The organism is Desulfofundulus luciae (assembly GCF_030813795.1).
Lineage (GTDB): Bacteria > Bacillota > Desulfotomaculia > Desulfotomaculales > Desulfovirgulaceae > Desulfofundulus > Desulfofundulus luciae.
In genome coordinates this window covers 16,649-32,362 of record NZ_JAUSUX010000003.1, presented here as the reverse complement: position 1 = coordinate 32,362, position 15,714 = coordinate 16,649, and the positions used below count along the sequence as shown (strand labels likewise).

Genomic DNA, 15,714 nt, shown 5'->3' with positions numbered 1-15,714 from the left:
CCAGAGATCTGTTGCCAAATCCTGCCGCACCTTTTCGCAGCGCTCTTCTCTCGTTGCGAACGAACCACCGCCCATGTCACGGCACCCCCAGGGCGCAGGGGCCGGTGGCGCATTTGCCGCAAACGTCGCAAAGGCCGAGGTCGGTGTAGTAAGCGTCCACCTCCAGAAGGCGCCGGTAACATTTCTTTTTGTCCAGTCCCTCCACACTCAACGCCCCGGTGGGGCAGAGCTTTACACAGGCCGCACAGGATCCCTCCCGCCGGTACAGGCAGTTCTCCCCGGCAACCGGCGGGTTCGGGGAAAGGTCCACGTCCACCACCAGGCTCCCCAGGCGGCCGGCACACCCGGACGGGGTGATGAGCATGTGGTGCAGCCCGAAGGTACCCAGCCCGCAAAGGCAGGCTACATGTTTGTGGGACCAGAAAGACACCAGGGCCACCGGGTCAAAATTATGGGTGGGCTCACACCAGGCAGTCTTAACCCCGCGGTCTTCCAGTTCCCGGGCCAGCACACGGCATGTTTCGCCGATCAACTGGTTTGTTTCAATATAGGCCTCCGCCCACCGGCGGCTCACGTAAGGATCCCGGCGGTGGATTTTCACCAGTTCCGGAGTAAAGGGAAGGAAAAAGGCCACCACGGAGCGGGCACCCGGCAGCAAGTCCTGCGGCAGCAAATGGCCGGGACCGACCACTTCCTTTAATTTAGCAAATCCGGGATCATCGGCCCGGGCAAAACCCACCAGGGGAGTGCGGTAGCCGGTTTTGCCCCGGTGGTTATTTACCACCCGGGCAATAATTTCTTCGATCAGCTTTTCCATACTTATCCTCCCCAGCATTATCACTAGCTCTTTTTAACTCTTTGCCACCGGCTTCCTTCTGGAATCAAGAGCAGATTTTCCCGCCGGAGGGGATCAACCGGCACCCCGGTCACTATCGCCGGGCCATTCTTCCTGCGCCCGGCGGCTTATGAGCCGGTAGATGCCGGCCAGGACCACCTCCGGCGGCTCCTTCCCCTTCCAGAAGGGAGGCGGTCCAAGGGTTTTCAACAGCCCGGCCTCCACTTCCGGCGGTACCGGCAAAAAGCGCAGGCCGGCCAGCTCTTCACCCTCATCCCAGAAGCGGTCCAGTTGCCCTTCCAGGGACGGGCCGGCTGGTTCCGGGGAAGCCGGGGCAATCTCTTCCCCCTGCTCCTGTTCTACCCGGGCCGCCCTTTTTTCCCTCAGGGCGGAAATCAACTGCTCCCGGGTGCGCCCCCGGAGCAGGAAGAGGAAAAAGGGGTCTTCATCAAATTTCTCCCCCAGCAGGTAATAGACGGCGGCAATATGCTTGCAGGGATTGGCCCAGTCGGGACACGAGCAGTCGGTCCTGATATCCCCTGCCGAGCGGGGGAACAGGGACAGGCGCGCCTGGCGGAAGGCCTCTTCAATGTCCCGGGGCATTTCCCCCGCCAGCAGCAGGGCGGCAAAAACGGCCCGGCCGGCCATTATACCTGTTACCCTTTCCCATTCCCGGTCCGAAAGGGTCTTAACCTCTATGCTTACCCGGTAGGGACGCGGGCGGCTGCCCTGCACCCGGGCCGAAACTACCCCGGGTTTTATATCGATTTCCAGAACATTGCCTGCCCGGGCGTAAGCCCGTCCCCGCCGCAGTCGCGTATCCCAGCCGAAGGATTCCAGTACCTCGAGCCAGCGCCTGCCCCACCAGGTGGCACCAAAACCTCTTTTGGGAGCCAAAAGCCTTCACCATCCCCCTTGCTATTCTTCACCCAGGACCTGGGCGCGCAGGGTCAACAACTCCCGCAATTCTGCAGTGGTCATTTCCGTCAGCCACTCCTCGGCGCCGGTCACAATACTGGCGGCCAGGGTCTTTTTTTCCTCAATCAACTGGTCTATGCGCTCTTCCAGGGTGCCACTGGTAACAAACTTGTAGACGAAAACATTGAGCTTCTGTCCTATGCGGAAGGCCCGGTCGGTGGCCTGGTCTTCCACTGCCGGGTTCCACCAGCGGTCGAAGTGGAAAACGTGGTTGGCCCGCGTCAGGTTAAGGCCCACCCCGCCGGCCTTCAGGGAAATCACGAAAAACGGCGGCCCGGACTGCTGCTGGAAGCGCTCCACCATGCGGTCCCGCTGGCGCTGGCCCACACCACCGTGCAGGAAAAGTACCTCCCGGCCAAAATGGGCCTGCAGGTGGTTCTTCAATATTTCCCCCATACGGGCAAACTGGGTAAAGATCAACGCCTTCTCGCCGCCGGCCAGCACTTCTTCCAGCATTTCCAGAAGACGCTTCATTTTACCGGACCGCCGGGCCGCCAGTATGCCGTCACCAAGAAACTGCGCCGGGTGGTTGCAGATCTGTTTTAACCTGGTGAGGGCGGACAGAATCAGGCCCCGGCGCTCCATGCCTTCCGCCTCTTCTATGCGTTCCATCATCTCCTGGACCACCGCTTCATACAGGGTGGCCTGCTCCCTGGTGAGATTACAGTAGACCCGGCTTTCCTGTTTTTCCGGCAGGTCCTGGATAATGCGGGGGTCGGTTTTCACCCGGCGCAGGATGAATGGCTTCACCAGCTGCTGCAGCCGCCGGGTCTTTTCCTGGTTCCCGTACCGCTCTATGGGCAGGGCAAAACGGCGGTTGAAATCGGCCGCCGGGCCTAAAAAACCGGGGTTTAAAAAGTCCATGATGGACCATAATTCCGAAAGGCGGTTTTCCACCGGTGTGCCGGTAAGGGCAAAACGGTAGCCGGCCTTCAATTTCTTCACGCTGCGGGTCTGCTTGGCAGCCGGGTTTTTGATGTTCTGGGCCTCGTCAAGCACCACCCCGTCCCATTCCACTTCCGCCAGCAGGCGTTCGTCCCGCTGGGCCAGGGAATAGGTGGTCAGAACCAGGTGGCAGGCCCCGGCTTCCCGGACAAACTTCTTCCCCCGCAACCGCTGCGGCCCGTGATGAACCAGAACCTTCAAGCCCGGGGCGAAACGGGCCACTTCCCGCTGCCAGTTGCCCACCACTGAAGTGGGGCAGACCAGCAGCGCCGGCCCCCGGGGTTGCCCCTCTTCCAGGCGGTGCAGCAAAAAAGCAATAAACTGCACGGTCTTGCCCAGTCCCATATCGTCGGCCAGGCAACCGCCCATACCCATGCGGGCTAAAAAGGCCAGCCAGGAAAAACCCCTTTCCTGGTACGGGCGCAACTGCCCCCGGAATCCCGTCGGCACCGGCTGCAGGTCCAGTCTATCCTCATTCTTCAATTTCTCCAGCAACGGGGAAAGTTCTCCCTCTCCCGTCACGTCCAGCACCGGCAGGTCATCCAGCTCCAGGCCAGCCCGGGCCGGCATCCCCGCCGCCAGGCGCATGGCTTCTCCCAGGGTCATGACGTTATTTTTCCTGTTGCCGGCCAGCAATTCCAGGATCTTTTCCACCTGCCGGGGCTCCAGTTCCACCCATTGCCCCCTTACCTTCACCAGAGGAAGCTTCATGGCCACCAGCTTTTCAAATTCTTCCCTGCTGATGGTTTCCCCGCCCAGGGCCAGTTCCCAGTGAAACTCCACCAGGGTATCCAGTCCGAGGATCCCCCGGCCAACTCCCTCGCTCTGCCCCTCCTTGTACCTTCTCAACCTTAAACGCATACCCGGGACGGGGCCGGCAGCTCCCTCACCCCACCAGGAAGGTACCAGCACGCCCAAACCCCTTTCCTGAAACAACGGCACGGCCTGCTTCAGGAAAGTATACGCCTCGGCGGTGCTGAGTTCACAACGGGTGGGGCAGGGGTCCTGCAGGGACCTTTCCAGCGGCGGAAACAGCCGGCAGGCCTGCCCCAGGTCGGCCAGGAGGCGCTCCTGGGGGTTTTCAAAGCGCCGGTGCAGGAAGGTCAGGGCGGCGCCGCTTTCCTTCCACACCATTTCCACCGGCACCAGCAGGCTGGAATCATCCACGGCCTGTAAAAAGAAACTTAAAGTCCAGGTTTTTTCGCCATCGGGCGGCGGTTCCAGGCGGAAACAGGTGCGAAAAGGCACCTGCCGGCGCCGGGACAAGGGCAAGCGCCAGGCTATTAATTGCCCGGTCATTTCCTTGAGCATGTCCTCCGGCAGTTCCACCGGCCCTCCCCCACGGCCCAGCGCCTGCACCCAGCGAGCAGCCGGATCGTTTTGACGGCCTTTGATACGTACTCCGGGCGATGGGGCCAGCCATCCCGATATTTTTTCCTGCACCACCCGGCGGACAAAATCCATCACCAGGGCATCGGGTGCCGGCAGGATGGTTGCGGTCCCTTCCGGCGGGCGGGGACCATTTTTCAAAGCGGCCACGGCACGGCATACGGGGGGCATGGACCGGGCCAGCAACTCCAGCCGGGAGAGGTCTTCCCGGGCGTTGAACGCGGGTCTCCAGACGGCCTGATAGCTTTTTTCATCCAGCAGGGGAATAAATCGCTGCCTGACCAATAGCTCCATGGCCCAGAGCGTTACCCGGCGCCAGTAGTGCCAGCCGGCAGACGGCATGACCACATCCTTAGAAAAGCGGCCTTTTAAAAGCATCTCTGCGGCCTGCCCGGCAGGAAACAAAAACCCCTCGACCAGCCAGGGCCTTAAGACGATCTCTTCATCTGGAAAAACAGATTCATCGGCAGCGCCGGCTACCGGTAAAAGGGGTGAGGGCAGCGGCCGCCCCCCGCAGGAGGGTAGCAGAATCCATAGCTTTATCATATCCGGCACCCGCTTTAAATCCATCCCGTGGTACAAATCGGCCACTTCAGCCTGTCCGGGATGCCAGCCCATGGGCCGGCGTCCCCGCCGGCGGGGCAGCACCGTATCGCCGAACTCCGCCCCGGGGGCCACTTCTCCCCACACAAAAAAATAGCCGCTGTCCTTACCCACCACACCGGCGGGAAGCCAGGTTCCGTGCAAAACCAGCATCAATATTCACCCTAAAGGAATGTTTCGACATTTATTAGCCGTTCCCTGCCCGGGTATGAAACAGGCAGCCGCTCAATGAAAGGCCGGATCATCGACGGACCGGTGAGGATTACTAAAAGCACATCTTTGCTGTGAGCCAAATCACTGCCCCGTTTCCTTGCCAGGCCTATAATGTAAGCAAATGGTTAAACAAAAAAATTCTCAAGGAGGGTGAAAAGTACATGTTTTGTTACCAGTGTGAACAGACGGCCAACGGCACCGGTTGTACTAAAGCAGGTGTATGCGGCAAAAACGAGGACATCGCCAGTTTGCAGGATACCATAATCATCGCTTTGAAAGGGATTGCCGCTTACGCTTACCACGCCCGGGAACTGGGTGCCAGGGATGAACAGGTGGACGCCTTCATGCATGAAGCGCTGTTTACCACCCTGACCAACGTGGACTTCGATTTAAACCGGCACATTGAACTGGTGCTCAAGTGCGGCGAAATGAACCTGCGGGTAATGGAACTGCTGGACAAGGCCCATGTGGAACGGTTTGGTTCTCCTGAACCCACCAGAGTTTCCACGGGTACCAAGGCCGGCCCGGCTATCCTGATCACCGGACACGACCTTTTAGACCTGTATGAATTGCTGAAACAAACGGAAGGCACTGGAATCAACGTTTACACCCACGGGGAAATGCTCCCGGCCCACGCTTACCCGGAGCTGAAAAAATTCCCCCACCTGGCCGGTCACTACGGCAGTGCCTGGCAGAACCAGAAAACTGAATTCGACCAGTTTCCCGGCGCCATTCTGGGCACCACCAACTGCGTGCTCATTCCCAAGGAATCCTACAAAGACCGCATGTTTACCTGCGGCATAGCCGGGCTGCCGGATGTAACCCATATTAAAAACCGGGACTTCACGCCGGTTATCGAAAAAGCCAAATCGCTACCACCCCTGCCGGAAAAAGAGGGCGGGACACTGCTGACGGGCTTCCACCACAACGCCGTTTTAGCCCTGGCCGATAAAATCATCGACGCCGTCAAGGCCGGCAAGATCCGCCACTTCTTCCTGGTGGGCGGCTGCGACGGGGTGAAGAAGTCCCGGAACTACTACACCGAGTTTGTCCAGAAAGTGCCCGGGGACTGCGTGGTGCTAACCCTGGGTTGCGGCAAGTACAAGTTCAACTACCTGGATCTGGGCGAAATTGAAGGAATCCCGCGGTTGATCGATATGGGTCAGTGCAACAACGCCTACTCGGCTATCCAGGTGGCCGCAGCTCTGGCCAGGGCCTTTAACTGCAGCGTGAACGACCTGCCCCTGAGCCTGGTGCTGTCCTGGTTCGAGCAAAAAGCCGTGGCCATCCTGCTCACCCTGTTCCACCTGGGGATCAAGAACATCCGCATCGGCCCGTCCGCACCGGCATTCATCACACCCAACGTGCTCAAGGTGCTGCAGGACAACTACAACCTGAAGCTGATCACCACTCCCGATCAGGACTTGAAGGAAATCCTGGGTTAAATTTGCCGCAGTATCCAGCACAAGGAATGGCGCTGCAGGTAAAGGCCATTAAAACGCTCCGGCCGGCTGTCATACACCGGCCGGGGCCTTTATATCTTAACAGAGTAACCTGTAGACAAACACAGGCTATCAAGTCCCGTGCGTGTCCACAAAACCCTAAACCCGAACCAATACTGGATTTTCCTCTTCCGGCCGCCCACCAGCACCACCGGACTCAGAAAACTTTCCCCCACAAAGTCCTGCAGTGCTTCGCCTCTTCGCTGTGCTTTCCTTTTGTGGGCAGGGGCAAACCTTCCCGGGCCAAAGCCGCAAGGTGGCCCGCTATAGCCTCCTTCGCCCTTTCCAGGGCTTCTTCAACGGTGTCTCCTTGGGTGAAGCATCCAGGTAAAGCAGGGACGGAAACGACGTACCCCTGCCCTTCTTCGTCCCACTCGAGGATAACTTTGTACCTGCAAAGCATTTCGAAAACCTCCCCGGCAACATTACAGCCCGTACATAGTATGTGTCAGCAAAACAATATTTCACTCTTTCTGGGCAAAATCCCTGCACAAGGGGGGAGTTTTTAAACGTTCCGGTACCGGGCTGGCGGAAATAGGCGGCGGCTACCTGGTCTGGCTCTGGCTGCGGGAAGGCAAGGGGGCAGTTTTTAGGGGCGGCTTCAATAAATGCGATCCTTCTTCAGCTTTGCCCAAACTCCTCCCGGTACCTGGTCAGAAAATATTCCAGCCGCCTTTTGTTGTGTGTTATTGCTTCCGCCCAGGCATGAAGCAGTTCCTCCCCTTCCGGAGTTAAACGGTACAGGCGCCTGGCCGGACCGCCACCGCTGGTATCCCACCGGGAAGAAACCAGGCCTTCCTCTTCCAGGCGGCGCAGATTGCGGTAAACCGTACCCGGGTCGGCCTCACTGTCCTGGAAGCCAAACTCCCTTAAGCTTTGCATCAGTTCGTAACCGTGGGCCGAACGGCGGTGAAGCAAAAGCAAAAGGCATGGTTGCATAAACCGCTCCATAGGAGCCCCGGCACACCGGCAGTCGCCGTGCCGGTGGCCGGGACCGTGATTTCTGCACATAAGGCATCCCTCACTTACCGGATGAAACCCATATAAGACAACCCTCGCCCCGGGTCTGGGTTGTCCCCACCTTCCAGCTACTCAGTTCTGGTTCTCGCTTGCTCCGGTGACCCAGCACTCACCCAGCACTCACCCAGCACTCACCCAGCACTCACCCAGCACTCACCGGATCCAGGTACCTGCGCAGAGACTAAAGCCGCATATGGTAAGCAGTTACTATAGAGAACCCGGTTACTGTGAGTGCTGGGTACCTGCGCAGGGACTAAAGCCGCATATGGTTAGCAGTATTACTACCAGAGAACCTGGTTACGGTGAGGTGCTGGGCAAACATCTTATTAATAGTTTTTTTCGCCGGCACCTTGCGCAAACCTTCCCGTCTCCCCGACCTTTAAAATCATCTCCATGAGATACCCCGTAGCAATTATGGCCGGCAGGGTTAAAGCCAGGCGCAAGAGCGCAAAGGGCAGCCCGACAAACTTGACTTCCATCATCAACATGGGAATTTTAATGGTCGCCCAGGTGCCCAGGAAAATTACCGCATTCGCCAGACGACAGCCCTTTCTGAGCAGCGCGTCGGCCACCGGGAAACCGGCATAAAGGGGACCGGCCGCCGCAGTGGCCACCAGAATGGAGATAACCACACCGCGCACACCGGAGTCCGGCCCTACGTTCTTCTCCACAATCTGACGGGGAACCCATACGTCCAGCAGGCCTACCAGGACGAAAATCGGCGGTATGAACAAAAGCATTTCCACCAGATAATCCAGGGCACTTCTAATTGCTTGCTCTCCCCTGGCCGGATGCTGCAAGTAAAGAAGCAGATCGGCAACCACCACTAAAGCAAACAGGGCATATCTCCTGAGCTGGGCTTTCACTGCAAAATCACCCCCATCACGCCCCCGATCACCAGGGCCAGGACAAACCCGATTGCATTGCGCCAGAAAGTAAATTTTTTACCGAAAAAGTTAACTTCCATGGGGGCCGTGATAATCCCCACCATTAACAGAGTCGTAATAAAACAGGCCACCGCCATCACGCTGGCCCCGGATTGCAAAAGGGAAGCCGCCAGGGGAAAGGCGATAAAGGCAGGCATCAGGGTTACGGCGCCGGCCAGGGAAATGAGGAGAATGCCCGCGGGACTGTTATTGCCAAAGAACCCCGCAATAACCTCCCGGGGCACCAGCGCCAGCATAAGGCCAATCAGCCCGATGATCCCCAGCATGCTGGGGATCAGGTTGCGAAAGGAGTTCCAGGCGATGGCCAGGGCCTTTTTTGTCTTCTGCCGGTCCCGCCGGAAAGAAATACATAAAGCTGCTGCCGCCAGAAGATAAAGGATAACGTTGAAGAACATTGCATCACCCCTGTGACCGTTTGACGTAATCCAGATCAGGGATTAAATCTTGTGCGCGCAGGAAAGTACATTCTTCCCCAGTAAACGTTCAGTGAACCTGGTTGGATGCGGTGCTGTCCTCGCTTACTCCAATGCTTCGCGTAAGATGCGCACCGCACTCCTATTCATAACGGTTTCGCTGAACATTTACCTTTTCCAGCGTTTATCTCAAAATACAGGTCAGAAGGGAAATAATCCCTTCTGACCCGGGCAACTTACCGGTTAACCCTTTAACTCCTTAATCTTTTCCTCTACCGCCTTGACTTCAGCCTGCAATTGCTTCAGGTAGTTTTCCAGGCGGTCCAGCCGTTCTTCCCTACTGTAAAAATGCCGGTGAAATTGACCGCCGTGACAGTGACAACCCCGGTGCCCGGGAGCATGCCCGTGACCATACACCTGGTGACCGCAACAATGTCCCTTTTCGGGCGAGAAGAACATATGAATACACCCCCTTTATATGTTATTTGCCTATATAGTTCTATAAATAATATAGCATCATCAATTGTTTTTGTAAACGCCTTTTCAAAAAAAATATTTGGTCATTTTTCTGTTGACGAAAGGAAGTACATCTGGCAAAAAGCAGCGGCCAGTTTAGCTTAACATAAAAGCCCCCGGGAATTTCTTCCGGGGGCTTTTTAACATAGTCATCCTATAGCTGCTGAATTATTTTTTTGTTAAGACCAGTAAAATATCCTCACCCTGTTCCTGGACCTCAACCTGCCAGCCCCTGCTTTCAGCCAGCCGGGAGACATTTTCCCTGGCCGCGGCGCTGCTGACCAGCACCTTTACGGTTCCGGCCCCGAGAGCATCCAGAGCCTGTTTGGTCAGTAAAACCGGCTCGGGACACAACAAACCCCTGGCGTCAACTTCCCTTACCAATGCTCACACCTCGCTTTACTGCCGCTGGACGGTTTGCGCAACCTATAATAAACACTGCTATCAACCCCAGAACAACGGCTATCTGGCCGCCTACCGGCACTCCGGTGGGGCTGCCGGCCAGGCCGAAGTTATGCGAAACTGCAGCTCCAAATATGATCCCCATTATGGTCAAGGCGCTGTCGGTATTTCCTTCGGCGGCGGCAACCAGCTGGCGCAGCGGGCACCCGCCCAGAAGCACTGCCGCCCATCCGGCCAGCGCCATCCCCAGAAAGTTCCATACCCCGTCGGTATGAGCCACCGGCTGTCCCGCAAACCCAATTTTAAAAGTACCCACCGCCAGGTTTCCTACCAGGGCAACCACAAATATGGCCACAAAACCGTACAAGAGGTGGGCATCCCGGAACATAATGAAGTCCCTGATTCCGCCGACCATGCACAGCCGGGAACGCTGGGCCAGCACACCAATCACCAGGCCCGCTCCCAGGGCGGCCCATACGGGAGCATGCATGGAACCGGGGCCCTTCTCGCTGAAAAATATAAAGGAAGGACGTGCAAGCAGTAGAATGAGGAGCAGTACCATAAGTCCCGTAAACAAATAGCCGTTGCCTTTCTGCTGGGGAACAGCCCGCCCCAGGCTGAAACCGGACTTGAGAAACTGGACTCCGACGGCTACCCCCGCTACCAGACCCAGCAGCCCTACCCCGGCGTTGAGGTCACCGCCGGCCAGCCGCAGGACGGCACGTACCGGACAGCCCAGGAAAACCAGCATGCCGATCATGGCCAGAAAACCCAGCACAAAGCGAGTAAAAGAACTGGAACCGCCAATGGGCCGGAACTCCTTTGTTGCGTGGGATGCAAGGAAGGCCCCCAGCACTAGGCCAATAATTTCAGGCCTTATGTACTGTACCGGGGCAGCCCGGTGTAAACCCAATCCACCGGTGATATCGCGCAGGAAACAGGCCACACAGTAGCCCATGTTGGCCGGGTTGCCCATGGCCACCAGTACTACCGCCAGCAGCCCCAGGGTGCCACCGGCCGCAACAACCAGCACCCTTTTGCTGTTCAAACATTACCACCTCCCGGAAATATTACATTCTTTTATTTTCGATTGTCTCAAAAAATTCCTTTATTGTACTCATTTAATTTTTAAATATATCAATGTTATACAAAAAATTTTCTTTATAATTTTGCTAATATGACATCCTATTGCTTCATCCACACTCTATGGGAACGGGGTGTAAACAAAAACGCCCGGTCTATGATTTGACCGGGCACCCCGGGGGGCGATCCCCTTCTGGATTAATCGTGGTGGTAACTTTCTGTCATGACCGTCAATGGCGAGAAGAACACCACGGCCAGGGCCAGGGCGATGGAAATGTTTTTACCGCTGACCCCCGTAGGTCAGGGCCACCATATCCGGGTAACCGGTACGGGTCAACCGGGCGTACAGGATGGAAATGCCGAATAAAAGCGTATAAAATATCACCAGCGGCAGGGCGATTACACCCAGGTATTGCTAATTGCGTACCAGAGTTACGGATTCGGACATCATGGAGATAAAGAATACCAGGTACATGCCCAGGGCCGAAACGGCAGGGAAAACGGGCTTATAATCGGCAAATTTCTTCTGTCCCCATTTTTTCACCAGCCACACCCTGGTCAGGTTACCCAGGACCAGGGGAACAACAATAGTATAAAAAATCGTTTGCAGCATTTTCCAGGCATCTACGGGAACGTATTTGCCGGCCAGGGCACTCATCCACAGCGGTATTAACACAATGCCGGCCAGCAAACTGGTTACCGTGATCACCAGCGTCATGGGTGCATTTCCTTTGGCCATTGCCGTCCACGCCACGATCATACCCGCACAGGGAACCACTCCGGTGAGGATAAGCCCTACTGCAAAGTCCGGGTAACCGGATAAAAACATCCTGGCCAGGAGCGCCGCCAGCAGGGGGGATATGAGGTAATTAAAGACCATCACCACCGTCATGAACCCCACCCGCCTGGCCGCTCCAACCACTTCGCCGATTTTAATTCCCACCATCATGGGGTACAGCATAATGAACAGCGCTACCGGGTAGAAAACCTGCAGCCGCTTGCCGGTATCGGGCAACAGGTAGCCCAGCAGCAGTCCCAGGGCAATTACCGCCATCAAAAGCTGGATCATGTGTTTATTAATGAATTGTGCCACTCGCACGCGACTTCCCTCCGGCTATACCAGAATCAGCCCCGGCCGGGTTCTTACCCCCAGATGGACCCGTAAATCATCCCCGCAATGGTGGACAAAATCACTACCAGCGAGATATAGACGGCGGCCTTTTTGGTTCCCATTATCTGCCTGATCACAATCATGTTCGGCAGACTTAAGGCCGGCCCCGCCAGAAGCAGCGCCAGCGCCGGGCCCTTGCCCATCCCGCTGCCGATCAGCCCCTGCAGGATGGGAACTTCCGTCAAGGTAGCAAAGTACATCAGGGCCCCTACTATAGAAGCAAGGAGGTTGGCGCCGAGGGAGTTCCCCCCTACCAGTGCCGAAATATATTTGGCCGGGATGATCCCCGTATCGACCCCGGGCCTTCCCATAAGAAAGCCGGCCACCAGCACACCGCCCAGCAGGAGCGGGAAGATCTGCTTGGCAAAGCTCCAGGTGGACTCCACCCAGCCCACCAGCTCGTCTTTAGTAAACCAGAGCTTCAATATTACCGCCAGCACGACCAGGAAGAAAACGGTGAGGTACCAGTGCACCCGGTAGACGGCGCTGAAAAAACCTACCGGCTGGGGCGGCTTACCCCAGGCCGCAAAGATCAGGATCAACACCATGGTCAGGAAGTAAACGCCGTACTGCCACAAAGACCTCCTGTCTTCCGGAGGGGGCGGCAAAGTAAGGGCGGCCTCTTCCTTTGCCTTTTCTTCTTTGAGGAAGATCAGGTGCATGAGCAGGCCGATGATAATGGAAAAGGCAACCGCGCCTACCGCCCGGGCCAGGCCCAGTTCGAAACCCAGCACCCGGGCAGTGAGAATAATGGCCAGGACGTTGATGGCCGGGCCGGAATAAAGAAATGCCGTAGCCGGGCCGATACCGGCACCGCGGGTGTAGATCCCCGCAAAAAGCGGCAGCACCGTGCAGGAACACACCGCCAGTACGGTACCCGACACCGAGGCAACCCCGTAGGATAAAATTTTATTTGCCCCCGCCCCGAAATATTTCAAAACTGAAGCCTGGGAGACAAACACCGCAATGGCCCCGGCGATGAAAAAGGCCGGCACCAGGCAGGTTAAAACGTGCTTCTGGGCGTAGTCCTGGAGCATGAAAAAAGCTTCCAGGATGGCCGACTGCACCCGCGGGTTGTGCAGCGGAATGTAAAAAGCCGCCAGGAAAATAGCAACCATTAAAAGGAATTTGTCGCGTTCTTTCATTGCCAGCTCCCCTTTCATCTTTTCAAATTACAACAAAGTTACATAGCTCATTACATGCTTTTCATCCCGGACTAATTGAAACGCCCTCACCTCCTGTGAACCCGCCCAAGTTAAGTATATTAGATTATTATAATATTGTCAATCGCTTTATGCAGCGTTCGAGAACCAAAACAGGGTAGGCTGGAAAGTGGGGATAACTCAATATCCAGGCAGAAAAAAAGCGGGGAGTGCTTCTCCCGCGCTTTTTCGTCTCTGTGATTTACAGATTACATTGCAGGCGTTTCTTCACTTCCGCACAAACTTTCTCAATGTCTTTCCTCTCGAGGTCAAAATTGTGATTCTTTTTGATGTCCAGCCCGGTAACGACTATATAATCGGTAACCGGCAGATTTACATGATCAAAAATTTTTTTGGCGCAGGCCGTCGGGCAACCGTCAATGACCACCAGCCGGTTTCCCTTTGAAGATTCAATAAAGCTTTCCACATGACCGCCTATCCCGGCCAGGCAAAAGAGCTTCCCCACCCCCTCCTTAGTGAGCTCTACGGCTGCCTGGTTGGCTATTTGACCGACATTTGAACCACCGGAGCACGGAAAGATGAGCACCGGTGCCGCCGCACAGGTACAGGTATCGGCCATTCCAAAATCCCCCCTTATTGTTTCTCTTCTTCGATGTAACGCTTGATGTCTTCTTTTCCGGGCACCTTGCCGAACACCTTGAGCTTGCCGTTGACCATCAGGCCCGGGGTAAGCATGACCCCGGCCTGCACGATCTCATCCAACTTTTCCACCTTCTTAACGTCGGCGCTCAAGCCCATCTCATTAAGCGTCTCAACCACTGCCTGGTGCAAAGCCTTGCATTTTGGACAACCGGTGCCGAAAATCTTGATCTCCATAACAATCTGCACCTCCATGATTTATTGGCATATTACCGGCATTGATTATGCCAGAATAGATATCCCGTGGAACGGAACCTGCCAAAAGCCGGTCACATTTGAAAAACTGGCTGGCTCAGCGCAATTCGTGCGCGAAATATTTACGTCTGAAGGCAAGGGCCACGTTGACCAGGCCGATCAGCACGGGCACCTCCACCAGGGGACCGATGACGGTAGCGAAGGCCTGGCCGGAGTTGATGCCGAAGACCGCCACGGCCACGGCGATGGCCAGTTCGAAGTCGTTGCTGGCGGCGGTAAAGGCAAGGGTGGTTGTAGTTGCATAATCCGCTCCAATCAATCTCCCCAGGTAAAAGGTGACCAGCCACATGAACACAAAATATAAAGTGAGAGGGATGACCACCCGGATTACATCAACAGGTAATGTAACGATCACCTCACCCTTCAAGGAAAACATCACCAGGATGGTAAACAACAGGGCGATCGGGGTAATCATCCTGATCCTGGGAATAAAATTCTGCTCATACCAGTCCCGTCCCCTTGAGCCGACCATTGCGGTACGGGTAATGATGGCTGCTATGAAGGGAATACCCAGGTAAATGAAAACGCTCCTGGCAATTTCACCCATAGAAACATTGACCACTACGCTGGAAAGGCCCAGCCAGGCAGGAATTACCGTAAGGAATATATAAGCGTAAATAGAATAGGTCAGCACCTGGAATATGGCGTTGAAGGCCACCAGCCCGGCGGCGTATTCGGGACTGCCTTCGGCCAGGTCGTTCCAGACCAGAACCATGGCTATGCAACGGGCCAGCCCTACCAGGATAACCCCGGCCATCAGATCCGGTTTATCGCGCAACAGCAGGATGGCCAGGGAGAACATAACTACCGGGCCGACAATCCAGTTCATGATCAGGGACAGGGTTAATATCTTTTTATTGCTGAAGACCGCGGGAAGTTCTTCGTAGCGGACTTTCGCCAGGGGCGGGTACATCATCAGGATGAGTCCGATGGCAATGGGTATGTTGGTCGTACCCACTTGAAATCTACCCCAAAAATTGGCAATTTGCGGGTATATGTAGCCACCCAGCACTCCAGCAGCCATGGCCAGGAAAATCCAGACGGTTAAATAACGGTCGAAGAATGAAAGCCTGCGTGTCACGGATTGAGCCATATTTGCTACCTCCTGTTATCTCTTTCTCCCGGGAAAACCTGTAATAGTTTGCCCATTGAGCCGTAAAACACCCACCGGGTGCTACCCCAGGGGCAACCTTCATTTTTTACCGTCCAGTTCGGCCTGCTTGATCAGGTAATGCTGCTCGGCCGTAAGAACGTTCCCGTCCTCAATAATCGGCTCCATGTAATAAAGGCAATGCCACCGGTGCAGCTGATCAGCAGGCGGCACCGGCCTTCTGGTCAAGAAGCAGCGGATTTGTTGTGGTTCCGCAGCATCGAGCACTGCCAGGCCGCACTTACGGCAATCTTGTAGCAGTTCAAACACCTCCCCTTCGAGTAAATGCATCCCACTACAATTTAACAATCATTATTATACTATATGCTATTAATCTAATACAATAGGCTGCTGTAAATTGCCATAGTTTTTGCCATTTTTATTCTGAACAACAGATGGTAACAAATGCTTGTCATAAAAAAGAGCGGCT

General features: G+C 55.8%; 19 protein-coding genes. 3 read left to right on the top strand and 16 right to left on the bottom strand.

Annotation, left to right across the window (positions count from 1 at the left end; translation table 11 throughout):
- Nucleotides 1-76 precede the first annotated feature (76 nt).
- The 3 genes from J2Z49_RS02595 to J2Z49_RS02585 all read right to left on the bottom strand — a co-directional run bounded on the left by J2Z49_RS02595 (nt 77) and on the right by J2Z49_RS02585 (nt 4,903).
- Nucleotides 77-817, bottom strand: a complete 741-nt coding sequence (locus J2Z49_RS02595; RefSeq protein ID WP_307399591.1) for an epoxyqueuosine reductase — start codon at nt 815-817, stop codon at nt 77-79.
- 93 nt (nt 818-910) lie between these two features.
- Nucleotides 911-1,732, bottom strand: coding sequence for an SWIM zinc finger family protein (locus J2Z49_RS02590; RefSeq protein WP_307399589.1), 822 nt, complete (start codon nt 1,730-1,732; stop codon nt 911-913).
- Nucleotides 1,733-1,753: 21 nt separating this feature from the next.
- Nucleotides 1,754-4,903, bottom strand: coding sequence for a DEAD/DEAH box helicase (locus J2Z49_RS02585; RefSeq protein ID WP_307399587.1), 3,150 nt, complete (start codon nt 4,901-4,903; stop codon nt 1,754-1,756).
- Nucleotides 4,904-5,124: 221 nt separating this feature from the next.
- Between J2Z49_RS02585 and hcp the strand changes: the two genes are divergently transcribed.
- Nucleotides 5,125-6,408, top strand: a complete 1,284-nt coding sequence (hcp, locus tag J2Z49_RS02580; protein ID WP_307399584.1) for a hydroxylamine reductase — start codon at nt 5,125-5,127, stop codon at nt 6,406-6,408.
- 214 nt (nt 6,409-6,622) lie between these two features.
- Here the strand turns inward: hcp and J2Z49_RS02575 are convergent, their stop codons facing one another.
- Nucleotides 6,623-6,868: a type II toxin-antitoxin system HicB family antitoxin gene (locus J2Z49_RS02575; RefSeq protein ID WP_307399583.1), complete on the bottom strand. Its 246-nt coding sequence runs from the start codon at nt 6,866-6,868 to the stop codon at nt 6,623-6,625.
- A 35-nt stretch (nt 6,869-6,903) separates the two neighbouring features.
- On the opposite strand from J2Z49_RS02575, the gene J2Z49_RS14815 reads away from it, so the two are divergent.
- Entirely contained in the window at nt 6,904-7,200 is a 297-nt protein-coding gene (locus J2Z49_RS14815; protein WP_407650036.1) for a YnfA family protein, read from the top strand.
- On the opposite strand, the gene J2Z49_RS02570 is transcribed toward J2Z49_RS14815, so the two are convergent.
- From J2Z49_RS02570 to yedE, 6 genes are all read right to left on the bottom strand, one after another.
- On the bottom strand, nt 7,087-7,416 hold the full coding sequence (locus tag J2Z49_RS02570) for a helix-turn-helix transcriptional regulator (RefSeq protein WP_307399580.1): 330 nt from the start codon (nt 7,414-7,416) through the stop codon (nt 7,087-7,089). The two genes, J2Z49_RS14815 and J2Z49_RS02570, sit on opposite strands and share 114 nt — an antisense overlap.
- Before the next feature lie 395 nt (nt 7,417-7,811).
- A complete protein-coding gene (locus J2Z49_RS02565) occupies nt 7,812-8,351 on the bottom strand; it encodes a permease (protein ID WP_307399578.1) in 540 nt (179 codons plus the stop codon).
- Entirely contained in the window at nt 8,348-8,827 is a 480-nt protein-coding gene (locus J2Z49_RS02560) for a permease (RefSeq protein ID WP_307399576.1), read from the bottom strand. Before J2Z49_RS02560 ends, J2Z49_RS02565 begins: the two co-directional genes overlap by 4 nt.
- Before the next feature lie 261 nt (nt 8,828-9,088).
- On the bottom strand, nt 9,089-9,304 hold the full coding sequence (locus J2Z49_RS02555; RefSeq protein ID WP_307399573.1) for a hypothetical protein: 216 nt from the start codon (nt 9,302-9,304) through the stop codon (nt 9,089-9,091).
- Between the two features lie 225 nt (nt 9,305-9,529).
- Nucleotides 9,530-9,745, bottom strand: a complete 216-nt coding sequence (locus J2Z49_RS02550; RefSeq protein ID WP_307399572.1) for a sulfurtransferase TusA family protein — start codon at nt 9,743-9,745, stop codon at nt 9,530-9,532.
- The gene (yedE, locus tag J2Z49_RS02545; protein ID WP_307399570.1) at nt 9,729-10,811 is read right to left on the bottom strand and encodes a YedE family putative selenium transporter; all 1,083 of its coding nucleotides are present in this window, start codon (nt 10,809-10,811) and stop codon (nt 9,729-9,731) included. The genes J2Z49_RS02550 and yedE overlap by 17 nt, the downstream gene beginning before the upstream one ends.
- Nucleotides 10,812-11,069: 258 nt before the next feature.
- Between yedE and J2Z49_RS02540 the strand changes: the two genes are divergently transcribed.
- Nucleotides 11,070-11,213 carry a hypothetical protein gene (locus J2Z49_RS02540; RefSeq protein WP_307399568.1) on the top strand — a complete coding sequence of 48 codons (144 nt, stop codon included), beginning with the start codon at nt 11,070-11,072 and terminating at the stop codon, nt 11,211-11,213.
- Between the two features lie 48 nt (nt 11,214-11,261).
- On the opposite strand, the gene J2Z49_RS02535 is transcribed toward J2Z49_RS02540, so the two are convergent.
- The 6 genes from J2Z49_RS02535 to J2Z49_RS02510 all read right to left on the bottom strand — a co-directional run bounded on the left by J2Z49_RS02535 (nt 11,262) and on the right by J2Z49_RS02510 (nt 15,554).
- Complete coding sequence (locus J2Z49_RS02535) at nt 11,262-11,939, bottom strand: arsenic resistance protein (RefSeq protein ID WP_307399566.1); 678 nt, start codon at nt 11,937-11,939, stop codon at nt 11,262-11,264.
- A 50-nt stretch (nt 11,940-11,989) separates the two neighbouring features.
- Nucleotides 11,990-13,162 (bottom strand): permease, encoded by a 1,173-nt coding sequence (locus tag J2Z49_RS02530; RefSeq protein ID WP_307399564.1) that lies wholly within the window; start codon nt 13,160-13,162, stop codon nt 11,990-11,992.
- A gap of 259 nt (nt 13,163-13,421) precedes the next feature.
- Nucleotides 13,422-13,799: a putative zinc-binding protein gene (locus tag J2Z49_RS02525; protein ID WP_307399563.1), complete on the bottom strand. Its 378-nt coding sequence runs from the start codon at nt 13,797-13,799 to the stop codon at nt 13,422-13,424.
- A gap of 14 nt (nt 13,800-13,813) precedes the next feature.
- On the bottom strand, nt 13,814-14,056 hold the full coding sequence (locus J2Z49_RS02520) for a thioredoxin family protein (RefSeq protein WP_072871520.1): 243 nt from the start codon (nt 14,054-14,056) through the stop codon (nt 13,814-13,816).
- A gap of 115 nt (nt 14,057-14,171) precedes the next feature.
- Complete coding sequence (gene arsB / locus J2Z49_RS02515; RefSeq protein ID WP_307399561.1) at nt 14,172-15,227, bottom strand: ACR3 family arsenite efflux transporter; 1,056 nt, start codon at nt 15,225-15,227, stop codon at nt 14,172-14,174.
- Nucleotides 15,228-15,326: 99 nt separating this feature from the next.
- The gene (locus J2Z49_RS02510; RefSeq protein ID WP_307399559.1) at nt 15,327-15,554 is read right to left on the bottom strand and encodes a hypothetical protein; all 228 of its coding nucleotides are present in this window, start codon (nt 15,552-15,554) and stop codon (nt 15,327-15,329) included.
- Nucleotides 15,555-15,714: the final 160 nt, after the last annotated feature.

Bases quoted from the DNA above. Each gene is read 5' to 3' on its own strand.
- J2Z49_RS02595 (WP_307399591.1), bottom strand. From the start codon at position 817: ATGGAAAAGCTGATCGAAGAAATTATTGCCCGGGTGGTAAATAACCAC.
- J2Z49_RS02585 (WP_307399587.1), bottom strand. From the start codon at position 4,903: ATGCTGGTTTTGCACGGAACCTGGCTTCCCGCCGGTGTGGTGGGTAAG.
- hcp (WP_307399584.1), top strand. From the start codon at position 5,125: ATGTTTTGTTACCAGTGTGAACAGACGGCCAACGGCACCGGTTGTACT.
- J2Z49_RS02575 (WP_307399583.1), bottom strand. From the start codon at position 6,868: ATGCTTTGCAGGTACAAAGTTATCCTCGAGTGGGACGAAGAAGGGCAG.
- J2Z49_RS02570 (WP_307399580.1), bottom strand. From the start codon at position 7,416: ATGGAGCGGTTTATGCAACCATGCCTTTTGCTTTTGCTTCACCGCCGT.
- J2Z49_RS02560 (WP_307399576.1), bottom strand. From the start codon at position 8,827: ATGTTCTTCAACGTTATCCTTTATCTTCTGGCGGCAGCAGCTTTATGT.
- J2Z49_RS02555 (WP_307399573.1), bottom strand. From the start codon at position 9,304: ATGTTCTTCTCGCCCGAAAAGGGACATTGTTGCGGTCACCAGGTGTAT.
- J2Z49_RS02540 (WP_307399568.1), top strand. From the start codon at position 11,070: ATGACCGTCAATGGCGAGAAGAACACCACGGCCAGGGCCAGGGCGATG.
- J2Z49_RS02530 (WP_307399564.1), bottom strand. From the start codon at position 13,162: ATGAAAGAACGCGACAAATTCCTTTTAATGGTTGCTATTTTCCTGGCG.
- J2Z49_RS02525 (WP_307399563.1), bottom strand. From the start codon at position 13,799: ATGGCCGATACCTGTACCTGTGCGGCGGCACCGGTGCTCATCTTTCCG.
- J2Z49_RS02520 (WP_072871520.1), bottom strand. From the start codon at position 14,056: ATGGAGATCAAGATTTTCGGCACCGGTTGTCCAAAATGCAAGGCTTTG.
- arsB (WP_307399561.1), bottom strand. From the start codon at position 15,227: ATGGCTCAATCCGTGACACGCAGGCTTTCATTCTTCGACCGTTATTTA.